We start from the raw sequence: 13,436 nt of genomic DNA, 5'->3' as shown, positions 1-13,436 counted from the left end.
ATGGAACAGATACTGAAAAGCAGCAGGAAGTATCTTAGCTCTTCTCTGAACGATAGCAGATACAGATACCATTTTTGAATCATAATCATAGAATTCTACAAGCTCCTTGCCAAGTGTCTGGCTGCCCATTCCGAGAATGAATCTCAATGTTTTTGAGAAAGACAGCTCACTTTTACGAACAAAATCTCTCTTAGGATCAACTACAAAATCAGAGATATTTTTCTCCATGGTGCTGATAAGAGTATTAAGCTTGTTTTTGACGATATTACAGTATTTTTGCACGGTAAAACCTCCAATCAGATGTGTATATCTGATTAGCTGCGCCGCACATTTTTGGCTTTTTGTCAATACCTTTTTGCAAAAATTTACATTATATACATAAAAAATAATCACAGGATCTTTTTGATTCCTGTGATTATTTTACTTTTCCTTAGCTTAATGACATTACGCAAATGCGGGGACTTTTCTCATTATTATACTACCTCTGCCGTAAAAAATACTTTTTATAAATTCTTTGGCATTTCAAGTCTTGCATTTTCCGGCAGGATGTGCTATACTATATATTGTTTCAAAAAACATCAGTATTTTAAAGGTTTCTTGCCTATTTTTAAGGAGATTGATAGAGAGATGAAGATAGCAGTAGCTGGAACAGGATATGTAGGACTTTCAATAGCAACTCTGCTCGCACAGCATAACACTGTAATGGCAGTTGACATCATACCTGAGAAAGTCGAACTTATCAACAACAAAAAATCACCTATACAGGATGATTACATTGAAAAATACCTTGCCGAAAAGGAGCTTGACCTCACAGCAACACTTGATGCCGAGGCTGCCTACAAGGACGCCGATTTTGTAGTAATTGCCGCTCCAACCAACTATGACAGCAAAAAGAACTTCTTCGACACAAGCGCAGTTGAAGCTGTGATAAATCTTGTTATGAAGTATAATCCTAATGCGATAATGGTAATAAAGTCCACTATCCCTGTTGGCTATACCCAGTCGATACGTGAAAAGACAGGCAGCAAAAACATCATTTTCAGTCCTGAGTTTCTCCGCGAGAGCAAGGCTCTCTACGATAACCTCTATCCGAGCCGCATAATCGTTGGTACTGACATGAATGACAGCAGACTTGTTGAAGCCGCTCATACATTTGCCGGTCTACTTCAGCAGGGCGCTATCAAGGAGAATATCGACACTCTGTTCATGGGATTCACAGAAGCAGAAGCTGTAAAGCTTTTCGCAAATACATATCTTGCACTGAGAGTAAGCTATTTCAATGAGCTCGATACCTACGCAGAGCTCAAGGGACTTGACACACAGAACATAATCGACGGAGTATGCCTCGACCCGCGTATAGGTACTCATTATAATAATCCTTCCTTCGGTTACGGCGGATACTGTCTGCCAAAGGATACAAAGCAGCTCCTCGCAAACTATGAGGACGTTCCGCAGAACATGATGTCTGCAATAGTTGAATCAAACCGTACACGCAAGGACTTCATAGCTGACCGTGTACTTGAAAAGGCTGGCTATTACAACTACGGTGAAAACAACGAATACGACAGCAGCAAGGAAAAGTCCGTTGTTGTAGGCGTATACCGCCTGACAATGAAATCAAACAGCGATAACTTCCGCCAGTCCTCGATACAGGGCGTTATGAAGCGCGTAAAGGCAAAGGGCGCGACAGTTATAATCTATGAGCCTACTCTCAAGGACGGAGAGACCTTCTTCGGAAGCGTTGTGGTCAATGACCTTGAAAAGTTCAAGTCTCAGTCGGACGCTGTCATCGCAAACCGCTACGACAGTTGCCTCGACGATATTCAGGACAAAGTATACACAAGAGATATTTTCAGAAGAGACTAAGCTGAAAAACGGATATTAAATATAAATATTGCCCCTAAGCATTTCAAAGTGCTTAGGGGCATTGTATTATCATATTGGTACTAAGAAATCAAAATTTAGCTTTGCTAAATTTTGATTTAGTGGAGAATTGAGAGTGGAGAGTTAAGAGTTAATGAGTTCGCTGCGCTCATATTATTTAAATTATATCGCCGCAACGTAAAAGCGGCTGATCTCTCAGCCGCTTTTACCATGAACACACCTTTTTATAAAATCCTTTTCTCAATCATTTCCTTTAAAAAGTATATCCATGACCATATCTGTTGTTATCGGCAGAGTATGGCACTCGCCGAGTATAAACTTCCTCAGCACACTTGCATCGTAAGATGTTATCTTGCCGTCCTCAAGAACGTCAGCGCTCTTCAGCTGAAGGTCATTCAGTGACACCTCGTTTGCCAGATACTTATTGAGCGTTATAAGATCAAAAGTATTGACAACGCCGTCGCCGTTAACGTCGCCTGAACTCTTTGGTACGGTCCTTGTGCTTTCGGGAGTATACTGCCCTTCAAAATCAATACCGCAGCCAACGAATATCGCGTCCCAGTAATAATGGTAATGATCGGGATTCGTATCGTTTTCCACATAACATAACGCCACGCCTATATGGGTATAGTTAGGATTAAGTATTACTTTTCTGTGATCATCGGACTTCATCCACTGCTCACAGGTAGCCTGAGGACTTGAATTTCCGGCCGCAATGTTCTCGCCTGCCCACATCCACGGTACGAGACTATAGTCTATGACAGTATCGAAGCCATAATATTTCTGACCTTTGTCGTCATAGGAATAATCTGTGATATCGTCAGGACGGTCATGCTCTAACTTTATCACGCACTCTGCCGCGCGGATCGCTGCCAGACTGCTGAGGTACGGAACGACCTTCAGCGGTTCAAGACCTGCATTTTCTCTTTCAACATTTATAAGATACGCAAGATTATCTGCCATTCCGGGGTAATCGATGCTTTTGTCGGCAGAAACCCCGACCGGGAAGCTGATAAGCACACATATCATCATAACAACTGTTACTGTTACAGCATTAAACTTACACGATAACTTTTTCATTGTACTCATACAAACACCTCCCTTTAAAAATAAACTCTTGTCTGATTATAGTTTAGCACAAGTTTATATATTTTTAAAGAGTGAAACGCTTGTTTTGTCAGATCTTACAATAAAAATCTACTTTTTGTACAATAAAATAAATACAGTATGTAATATTTATTCGGTATTATCCTGAAAATAATTCAATAATTAGCGATATTTCGTTAATTGTTGTTGCTATTGTTTACGAGCTCCAGTATTTTTCCGAGATACTTGTCGAGAGACAGCACGCATATGTTAAGATAGTCCTCGATCTGGTTCCTTGTATTCTCGCCTTTAAGGATAGCATTTGTAAGGACAATGATCTGTCCGTCTTTGTCGAGGAACATTTTGCAGGCAAAATTTTCGGGATCCGCATTGAAATCGTTGATAATATGATAAAGCTCCTCTCCCGCGTTTGAAAAGAGAGCTATCCTGCTGAGAGCAAGACTGAGGGCACTGTTTGCCGGATTGTGATGTACGAGTACATAGGGTGCGGTATCATGGTGAGGGAGTTTTGTGCGGAATCTCATCATATTCTCGTCGTTCTGATTAAGCTCGTATGAGACGTTCTGACTTTCGAGTAGTTCGCAGAAATCTGCTATTACAGCGTTATTTGTTTTCATATTTTCGTCCATTTTTATTTCCTCCGTATACGGTCATATATTTTTCTGAATCACTATAGCTTCATTATATCATAGACTGCACAATATGTCAATAATGTTTATTTTAGCAGCATAGCCCTGTATGTATACGGAAAAAGCGCCCGTAGCGGACGCTTTGACCTTTAGGGTGGTTTATATGAAAAAATGAAGACTTCATGATCATGACGGCTTGCCGCCGTTCTCTTTCCATGATCGTATTATAAACCGCCCGTATGATTGTTTTGTGATAAGAAGCTGAACTGCTTGAAAAATCCCTGAGAGTAAACGGTGTTTAAAGTCCGGAGACAGTAAAGCCGACTTCCACATTTTTCCAGCTGCTGAACTCCTCACGGTCGATTATCTGTGCGGAATAGTTTCCGTTATTGATATCGCTGGGAGTGTTGACATCATAATTAGTGAACAGGGCTCCCTCAGCAGTTCTTGCGTCGGCGGGAAGGCAGTCGTCACTGACCCATTCATTGAATATATTTGAGCGTATCGAGCCGCTCTCGGTGTTGGTATAGCTCTTTTTCTTCAGTTCCAGCTCCCTGCCGTCAACTTTCACACTGTTGATCGTTATAATGGCATTCGGAAGTACTTCCTCGGCATTGTCAATGATAACAGCCGCAAAGCCTATGCCATTTATGGTATAATCACCATTGATATCGCCGGTCTCGTCATAGCGGAAGCCGTTGGTATCAGCTGTTACGCTGACGGTATAATCGCCGTTGCCGGTTATATGAGCGACTCCTGCCTCATAGGAGAGCTGTTCGCTGCCGTTTACGTCCTTGTTGCCAAGGTACTGCACCTCCCACGACTCATCAGTTATGGCAAGGTAAGCGTCTCCTGAAACGGCTTCCACAGCGTCGTTTGCGTCAACGCCCTCGACTGTGGCGGTCACTTCGGGTATATCAACTACGCCTACCTTTGAACCTGTCTTGCTGCAAGAAGAAGAACAGGCAAGAAACACAAAAGCCGTGACAAGTGCGGTATTTCTTTTCAGTATCATATATTTCCTCTTTCTCTGTTATCAGCTGAGTTCAAACATTCCGGTGTAGAGCTGATAGTATTTGCCATGCTGGGCAATGAGCTCATTGTGGTTTCCTCTTTCGATTATCCTGCCGTGCTCAAGTACCATTATGGCGTGAGAATTCCTTACAGTTGAGAGCCTGTGAGCGATAACGAATACCGTTCTGCCCTCCATGAGAGAATCCATGCCCTTTTCGATAAGAGCTTCTGTTCGGGTATCTATAGAGCTGGTAGCTTCGTCGAGGATAAGCACCGGCGGATCCGCAACAGCCGCACGGGCAATCGCAAGGAGCTGTCTCTGACCCTGTGAAAGATTTGAACCGTCAGCAGTGAGCATGGTATCATAGCCGTTTTCAAGGTGTCTGATGAAGCTGTCAGCGTTTGCAAGCTTAGCTGCCTCGTATACCTCCTCGTCAGTAGCGTCCAGCTTGCCGTAACGGATATTCTCCATTACCGTACCCGTGAAAAGGTGGGTATCCTGAAGAACAATGGACTGCGAACGTCTCAGGTCGTCCTTCTTTATCTTGTTTATGTTTATGCCGTCATAGCGTATCTTGCCTTCCGGCACATCGTAGAAGCGGTTTATGAGATTGATTATGGTAGTCTTTCCGGCTCCTGTGGAGCCTACAAAGGCTATCTTCTGTCCCGGCTTCGCATAGAGTGAGATACCGTTGAGAACGGTCTTGTCCGGCTCGTATCCGAATACAACATCATCGAATTCAACATTGCCGCGGACCTCGGTATATGTTATGGAACCGTCCGCCTTGTGGGGGTGCTTCCACGCCCATCTGCCTGTGCGCCTGTCAGTCTCGGTTATCTTTCCGTCAGCCGATATCTCAGCGTTCACAAGTGTGACATAGCCCTCGTCTGTCTCAGGCTCCTCGTCTATAACGCGGAATATCCTCTCAGCGCCGGCAAGAGCGGTCAGCACCGAGTTGAGCTGCTGTGATACCTGGGTTATAGGCATCGAGAAGGAACGTGTGAACTGTAAGTAGGATACAACAGTTCCCACAGTCATGCCGCCTATGCCCTTTACAGTCATTATACCGCCTGCGATAGCGGTAACGGCATAGTGTATATACGAGAGGTTGTTCATTATCGGCATAAGGATATTCGCAAAGGTATGAGCGTGGGTAGAAGCCCTGCAAAGCTCCTCATTGAGCTTTTCAAATTCCTCGTCAGCCTTCTCCTCATGGCAGAATACCTTTACCACCTTCTGACCGTCTATCATCTCCTCGATGTAGCCGTTGACACTGCCGAGAGCCTTCTGCTGTGCTATGAAGCCCTTTCCGCTCCTTGAGCCCACAAAGCCTATCACCCTGAAGATAACAAAGAGCATTGCCACGACAAGTATGGTGAGTCTCCAGCTGTATATCAGCATTGCTGTGAATACTCCCACGATAGTTATAGCCGAGCTTATGAACTGTGCGATACTGTTGCTGAGCATTTCTCGGATAGCGTCCGTATCGTTGGTATAAAGGCTCATGAGCTCGCCGTGAGTATGCTTGTCGAAGAAGCGTATGGGAAGCATTTCCATTTTGCTGAAAAGGTCGTTCCTGATACGCATAAGAGTTGTCGTTGATATTTTCAGCATTACACGCTGATAGAAAAGCGTGGACAGCGCTCCGAGAGCGTATATCGCTATCATCACGGCAATGATGCCGATGAATCTTCCGTACTTCCAGTGTCCTGTTTTCAGGGCGTCCTCGATGTTGTCGATTATGGGTTTAAGCAGGTAGTTTCCAGCTATACCCGCACCGGAACTGAAGAATATCCCGATGACCACAAGTATGAACTGCAGCCTGAAGCCGTGCATATATGTGAATATCCTTTTCAGAGCAGCAAGAGTATTTTCCGGCTTCGCCATTGGTCTTTGAGTTCTCGGAGGCATTATTCATCAGCTCCTTTCTGCTGTGAGTCGTATACCTCACGGTATATCTCGCTTTTCTGCATAAGCTCATCATGAGTGCCGATATCGGTTATTTTTCCGCCGTCCATTACGATTATACGGTCAGCGTCCATAACGGAGCTTATACGCTGAGCGATTATTATAGTCGTCGTATCTGCCAGCTTTTCGCGGAAAGCCTTGCGGATACTGCTGTCCGTAGCCGTATCCACGGCGCTGGTGGAGTCGTCGAGTATGATTATCTTAGGCTTTTTGAGCAGTGCCCTTGCGATACAGAGCCTCTGCTTCTGACCGCCGGAAACATTGACGCCGCCCTGTCCGAGATCGGTATCGTAGCCGTCAGGGAAGCTCATTATGAAGTCGTGAGCACAGGCAGCCCTGCAGGCTTCCTGCATCTCCTCATCAGTTGCGTTCTCGTCGCCCCAGCGGAGGTTCTCCTTTATTGTGCCGGAGAACAGCACATTCTTCTGGAGCACCATAGCCACCTGATCGCGGAGAGTTTTCAGCGAGTACTCCTTAACGTCATGTCCGCCGACTATCACCTTTCCGGCAGTAGCTTCATAAAGGCGGGGTATCAGCTGTACGAGGGAGGTCTTTGACGAACCGGTACCGCCGATTATGCCTATAGTCTCGCCGGAGTTTATTTTCAGATCTATGCCGTCAAGGGCAAGATTATTCATATCGCCGTAGTAGCTGAAGCTCACATTCTCAAAGCATATCGAACCGTCCGCGGCAGTTACGCCCGATTCCGGCGAATCCTTTATGGCGGGCTCTTCCTTTAATACCTCATATATACGCTGCATTGAGGCTCTTGATATTACGAAGGTTATGAAAAGCATGGATATCATCATAAGTGACAGAAGTATCTGTCCCACATACATGATAAAGCTCGAAAGAGCACCTGTCTCTATATCTCCTCTGACAGCCATATGACCGCCGAAGTAGAGTATAGCCGCTATACTTGCGTACATTACCAGCTGCATCGCAGGCATACTGAGTATTACCAGCTTTTCCGCCGCGAACTGCGCAAGACGTACATTTTCGGTATTCTCCTCGAAACGCTTGTTTTCGTACTTCTCACGGGCAAACGCCTTTACGACACGTATGCCCACAAGGTTTTCCTGTACCTTTGCGTTCATATCGTCGTATCTTCTCAGCATTTTCTCAAATCTCGGATGCGCGTTGGTCATTATCAGGAATACCGCAAGAGCAAGCAGAGGTATGGCAAAAATAAATACCACCGACAGCTTCGCATTAGCCCTTACAGCCATTACAGTTGCGCATATCAGCATTATAGGCGAGCGGAACGCCATTCTCACAAACATCATGAAAGCGTTCTGCAGGTTTGTTACATCTGTTGTCAGACGGGTCGTAAGCGATGCCGTGGAGAACTTATCCACATTCGCAAAGGAGAAGCCCTGTACCCTGCGGAATAGCGCACTTCTGATGTTCTTTGCGAAGCCCATCGCCGCTACAGCGCTGAAACGTGCCGCAAGAGCTCCGAAGCACAGCGAGAATACCGCCATGAGCACCATGAGTCCGCCCATTCTGACTATATAGCCTATGTCCCCCTTTTTCACGCCGTTGTCGATTATCAGAGCCATTACCGTAGGGATAATGACCTCCATAGCCACCTCTCCTATAATGGTCACAGGAGCAAGCAGCGCCTCTTTCCTGTATTTTCCGACGTGCGATAATATTGTTTTATACATCGGCATACCCCTTTCATTCTTGAAAATAGTCTAAATTTAATTATATCATTTTAACGGTATATTGTCAAATAAGAAGCAAAGCGCATTGACCGTCTTGACATTCGTCCCGTAACATAGTAAAATTAATTACGGAGGTGCGTTTTATGCTCGATTACAGACCAAAAATGTTCGGTGAAGCCTCAAAATCACACGCTTCAAAGAATTTTTTCACAATAATAATATGCTTTTTAGCGGTATTTATAATAATACTGATACTCGAATCGTTGTCATCAGCAGTCTTCTCCTCGAAAACTGTGCTTGAAAACGCCGAGATACAGGAGTATGTACAGACAAGTCCGACCTTCGACCTGAAGGAGATGTGGAAGGTCGCGGCAAAAGCAGCCGGTTCGCCAAAGGTAATGGTACCCTCGCTTTTCTCAACGATATTCGGCACACTTGCCTCGCTGTTCTACTGCCGCTGCGTTGAGATGCGTCCTGTACGCTCAATGGGAGCACGTAAGAAGGGATTCTTCTTCCACTATCTCACAGGACTTGCGGCAGGACTGCTGCTGATGTCGGTACTTGCGCTCTCAAGTGCAGCCTTGGGTATAACACGCATAAAGCTCTGCAGCAATATCAGTTACGGCTGGATCGCTCTTTTCTTTTTAGGATTCATAGTACAGGGAATGAGCGAGGAATTCATCTTCCGCGGCTATCTTATGACCTCCATAGGAGGCAGCGGTCAGAAAACATATGTGGCAGTCATCGTAAGCGCTGTGGCATTTGCTCTTGCCCATATCTCAAACCCCGGCTTCGGAGTGCTTCCATTCATCAATCTCACGCTTTTCGGCGTATTCGCCGCACTTTACATGATAAACTCCGACAATATATGGGGCGTATGCGCTATACACTCCATGTGGAACTTCGCTCAGGGAAATATCTACGGAATAAGCGTCAGCGGCTCCTCTGAACTGCAGTCGTTCATGGAGAGCGTTCCTGTCTCAGCCCATGCCTTTCTCACAGGCGGCAAATTCGGTATAGAGGGCAGTCTCATCACTACTGCCGTACTTTGCGCCGGCATAGCCCTTATGCTGTACCTGATATCGAAAAAAGCTCCCGCAGCTGAAGCAGCACCGGAAGCTGTGAACGAAAACGCCTGACATAAAAATAATAAACGCCATAGTGCCGATGTGAACGAAGCTCACTGACACTATGGCGTTTTTCATTTACGTTTTGGTCTGATAGATTATAAGCAGCGTATATGCAGCCTGAACAAGAACAGCAAGTATAATGCCCACCGAGGTCTTTGCGACCGCTATGCCTCTGCGGCTCTGTTCGGGAGTCGATACCGGCAGTCTGCACTCGCTCCTGAATATCACCAGCATGATAACGCCGATGATACAGCAGATGATAACGGCAAGTTCTAAGAATCCCATTGCGATCGTGTTGCCCTTGAATTCGGTTATTATCGTCACAAGCGAGTTGATAAGTATATGGACCACTATCGACGGGATTATCGAATTATGCTTCATGTCTATATGACCGAAGAAAATTCCGATAAGGAAAGCAAGCATGAACTGCGGCAGATTACCGTGCGCAAGCCCGAAAAACATGGCTGACATGAATATTCCGAAGCGCTGGTTCGATTTTGAGAATATCTTCATCAGAGCCCCGCGGAAAAATATCTCCTCCGTAACAGGCGCTATTATACAGCTGTACAGCACCATTACCGCAAAGCCTATGCCGGTCTCGCCGTAATCCATATCCATGACTTCCGTAGTAAAGCCGTACTTTGAAAAGATATTTTCTATGCCTTGGGAGATTATTGCAGCGGAATACCAAATGAATATGCCCGCAAAGCAATGCTGCACAGCGTCCGCAAAATGGTAATCCCTCGTTTTTATCATGGAGGAGGGCTTTATCTTCGCCCATTTCAGTCCAATAATCGCAAAACCGATATTTGTGAACATATAGGTAAAGAGGTTTATCGCGGCAAGTATCGAGCTCTTTCTCATATAGTGCGATACCGCACTGGAAGGAGAGCCGGGATTCAGCTTCATGAGCAGCCATTTTATAACTACCATAAGGGCAAGGGCAAGCAGGCTCGAAGCAAAGAACTGCATAAGCACCGTGAATCCGCCTATATTGTAAAAACGTCTGATCGCACTCTTTTCAACATTTGCCGGCTCGAACGGAACTGAAAATTCAGGCATTGTCGCCCACGGCAGTATCTCGGAATAATCGTCCCTGTACCATCTGAACTCGGTAGGGTTCCTGAAGGGATCATGGAGATCTATCTTTGTGGAGTTCCTGTACTCCCTGTCCCTTTCCTCAAGCTGCCTCGTAAGGTCGTATATTTCATGGTTAAGGGCGGCATATTCCGCACTGTAACCCTGAGGTTCATTGATATCTATTTGAGATCCCTTCCTTCTGTTCTGAATATCCGAATATTATTTTACCATAATTCACAGCAAAAGTAAAGAGAAATGCAGTAACTTTTCAGCTGATAACCACTATATCCAGTCCCTGTGCGCTTTCGGCAGTAAAGGGCTTGTCCGTGCCTGTCACCGTAAGTTCTATACAGTCTCCTCTGTGTACCGCTTTTATATCTGCCCTCACTTCGCAGCTGCCGTCGTATACCGAGGCTTCGGCAGTCATGCCCTCGTCAAGACCGTATACCACTATCTTCATGTCACTGAGGTAGTCATAATCGGCAGTATCGCAGCAGTTACCGAAAACTATCACTGAGCCGGGCTTTGCGTACAGAGGCATACCGAAGTAATCGTACTTTTTCGTGTACCAGCGTCCTCCGCAGAGTGTCTCGCCTGTCTGTATATCCGTCCATTTGCCGCAGTCCGGCAGATAGAAGCTGCACTCGCCGTCCTCGCTGAAAACAGGAGCAGCAAGCAGGGAATCACCAAGCATATACTGTGTATCCAGTGTAAGCGTATTGCGGTCAGAGCTGAAGTCCACCGCCATCGCCCTCATCACCGGCACTCCGGTAAGGTTAGTCTTTACAGCGCTTGCCCACAGATACGGCATCAGCCTGCATTTGAGCTTTACAAAATGCCGCGCAACATCGCAGCTCTCCTCGTCGAAGTGCCACGGCACACGGTAGGAGCTGTTCCCGTGATAGCGCGAATGGGTGGACATAAGTCCGAAGGCTGTCCAGCGCTTGTAAAGGTCGGGAGTTCCCGTAGACTCAAAGCCGCCGATGTCATGGGAGAAGAATCCGAAGCCCGACATACACAGCGAAAGTCCGCCGCGGAGAGTCTCCCACATGGACTCATATGAGGAGAAGCAATCGCCGCCCCAGTGTACCGGGAACTGCTGACAGCCTGCGGTGGCAGACCTTGCGAAGAGGCAGGAATTCCCCCTGCCATTTGCCGCCTCAAGAGCCTCAAATACGGTTTTGTTATACAGGTACGAGTAATAGTTGTGCATCCTGTAGGGGTCAGAGCCGTCGGAGTATACGACATCTGTGGGGATACGCTCCCCGAAATCGGTCTTTACCGCGTCAACGCCAAGCTCTGCAAGCGCCCTTATCTTTTCCGCGAACCATGTCCTCGCATCAGGATTGGTAAAATCTATCACAGCCATTCCCGGCTGCCACATATCGCACTGAAAGGCGGAGCCGTCACGGTTCCTGAGGAAATAGCCCTTTTCCGCACACTCCGCAAAGACTGCCGAGCGCTGACCGATATATGGGTTCACCCAGACGCATACTCTCAGCCCATTTGCTTTGAGCCTTGATATCATAGCCTCAGGGTCCGGGAATTTATCGCTGTCCCATTCAAATCCGCACCACTGGAACTCCTTCATCCAGAAGCAGTCGAAGTGGAACACGCCGAGAGGTATGTCCCTTCGCTTCATCTCGCCGATAAACGAGCTGACCGTCTTTTCGTCGTAATCGGTAGTGAAGGACGTTGACAGCCACAGCCCGAAGGACCATGGCGGCGGCAGGGCAGGTCTGCCTGTGAGAGCGGTATACCGTTCTATAACGCCGGCAATGGTATCTCCGCCGAATATGAAGTATTCAAGGGACTCGCCCTGCACTGAAAAGGCTGTTTCCGACACATTCTCGCTTCCAACCTCAAAGCTGACCCTGTCCGGACTGTTGACGAAAACTCCGTAGCCGCGGGACGAAACATAAAAGGGCACCGATTTGTAGCTCTGCTCGGAACAGGTACCGCCGTCATTGTTCCACACTTCCACGGTCTGACCGTTCTTCACAAAGGCTGTGAACTTCTCGCCGAAGCCGTAGATGTATTCTCCTACGGACAGTCCCAGCATTTCACGTATATAGGTATTTCCGCCGTTATCGGAACGGGCAAAGAATCGCTCCTGCGACTGCTCCTCAAGGGTATGCTTCCTGTGCCACGGCTCTTCCTCGATAAGTGAAGTTGTCCGCCAGCCAGACCTTGTGAGCAGTCTGCCGTCGTAATAGTAAGCAATGTCCCATTTTTCCTTCTCGCACCCTATTCTCACCGACGTTTTGCCGGAGACGAGCTCCCAACCGCCGCTGCTAAGCCTGTTTATGACAGGTCTGAATCCGCTGTCCTCATTAAGCGCGAAGTCCGGCTTTTTCAGAGCAGCCCCCGAAAAATGCTCTATCCTGACCTTTATGCTGTTTTCAAGAGTTGAAGTGAATGTCACTGTCAGTACAGGACCGCCGAGAGTCATTCCCTTGTTAGCGATGTACTGCGCCGAAGCATAGACCGTGACCGAGCGTTCATCCGCCTTTATTTCGTAGATCTGCGAAGCCCAGTGTACATTGTAGCCTGTTTTGTTCATCCAGTAGCCGTCTGATACTTTCATTTGTATACCCCCTGCCTGATATTGTACGTACAACTTTTAAAACCAACCGTACATTTCCTATAGTTTTATAATAACATCAATTCCGGATTTTTGCAATAGTTAATTGAATATCCGCGCAGCTTTATTTATTTTTCGGGTCACAGGTGCAAAAAACGCAGATCGCTATTATAATAGTATCCCCTGATTTTTTGCTGTAAACGCAGTGCCGGAACATTCTATTCACATCTTCGTAATAGTCACAATACACAAATTTGTAAATACAAATTGAGCAAACTGACGAGAAGCAGCCTTAAAATCCGCTATCTGACGTATCCTCACAACATATTGCGCACATAAGCCCGCCTTTTGAGCAATTGTAATCCTATG

Annotated in this window: 9 protein-coding genes and 1 pseudogene; 2 read left to right on the top strand and 8 right to left on the bottom strand. The window is 46.5% G+C overall.

The window, feature by feature from the left end; translation table 11 throughout:
- Positions 1-282: pseudogene (locus QZZ36_RS02375) on the bottom strand (IS4/IS5 family transposase); the annotation flags it as partial.
- Between the two features lie 345 nt (positions 283-627).
- On the opposite strand from QZZ36_RS02375, the gene QZZ36_RS02370 reads away from it, so the two are divergent.
- A complete protein-coding gene (locus QZZ36_RS02370) occupies positions 628-1,866 on the top strand; it encodes a nucleotide sugar dehydrogenase (RefSeq protein WP_295076134.1) in 1,239 nt (412 codons plus the stop codon).
- Between the two features lie 258 nt (positions 1,867-2,124).
- On the opposite strand, the gene QZZ36_RS02365 is transcribed toward QZZ36_RS02370, so the two are convergent.
- The 5 genes from QZZ36_RS02365 to QZZ36_RS02345 all read right to left on the bottom strand — a co-directional run bounded on the left by QZZ36_RS02365 (position 2,125) and on the right by QZZ36_RS02345 (position 8,273).
- Positions 2,125-2,973, bottom strand: a complete 849-nt coding sequence (locus QZZ36_RS02365) for a CAP domain-containing protein (RefSeq protein ID WP_295076131.1) — start codon at positions 2,971-2,973, stop codon at positions 2,125-2,127.
- Positions 2,974-3,167: 194 nt separating this feature from the next.
- Positions 3,168-3,620 (bottom strand): hypothetical protein, encoded by a 453-nt coding sequence (locus QZZ36_RS02360; protein ID WP_295076128.1) that lies wholly within the window; start codon positions 3,618-3,620, stop codon positions 3,168-3,170.
- Positions 3,621-3,918: 298 nt separating this feature from the next.
- On the bottom strand, positions 3,919-4,635 hold the full coding sequence (locus tag QZZ36_RS02355) for a hypothetical protein (RefSeq protein ID WP_295076125.1): 717 nt from the start codon (positions 4,633-4,635) through the stop codon (positions 3,919-3,921).
- Between the two features lie 21 nt (positions 4,636-4,656).
- On the bottom strand, positions 4,657-6,546 hold the full coding sequence (locus tag QZZ36_RS02350; protein ID WP_295076122.1) for an ABC transporter ATP-binding protein: 1,890 nt from the start codon (positions 6,544-6,546) through the stop codon (positions 4,657-4,659).
- Complete coding sequence (locus QZZ36_RS02345) at positions 6,546-8,273, bottom strand: ABC transporter ATP-binding protein (RefSeq protein ID WP_295076119.1); 1,728 nt, start codon at positions 8,271-8,273, stop codon at positions 6,546-6,548. The genes QZZ36_RS02350 and QZZ36_RS02345 overlap by 1 nt, the downstream gene beginning before the upstream one ends.
- 143 nt (positions 8,274-8,416) lie before the next feature.
- On the opposite strand from QZZ36_RS02345, the gene QZZ36_RS02340 reads away from it, so the two are divergent.
- Positions 8,417-9,412: a CPBP family intramembrane glutamic endopeptidase gene (locus tag QZZ36_RS02340; RefSeq protein WP_295076117.1), complete on the top strand. Its 996-nt coding sequence runs from the start codon at positions 8,417-8,419 to the stop codon at positions 9,410-9,412.
- A 66-nt stretch (positions 9,413-9,478) separates the two neighbouring features.
- On the opposite strand, the gene QZZ36_RS02335 is transcribed toward QZZ36_RS02340, so the two are convergent.
- Together QZZ36_RS02335 and yicI are read right to left on the bottom strand one after the other, a co-directional pair.
- Positions 9,479-10,465: a CPBP family intramembrane glutamic endopeptidase gene (locus tag QZZ36_RS02335; protein ID WP_295076114.1), complete on the bottom strand. Its 987-nt coding sequence runs from the start codon at positions 10,463-10,465 to the stop codon at positions 9,479-9,481.
- Between the two features lie 286 nt (positions 10,466-10,751).
- Entirely contained in the window at positions 10,752-13,070 is a 2,319-nt protein-coding gene (yicI, locus tag QZZ36_RS02330; protein ID WP_295076111.1) for an alpha-xylosidase, read from the bottom strand.
- Positions 13,071-13,436: the final 366 nt, after the last annotated feature.

This window comes from Ruminococcus sp., from assembly GCF_016287535.1.
GTDB lineage: Bacteria > Bacillota > Clostridia > Oscillospirales > Ruminococcaceae > Ruminococcus.
Note: the sequence above shows the minus strand (reverse complement) of the source record. Positions and strands in the feature narration are given on the sequence as shown.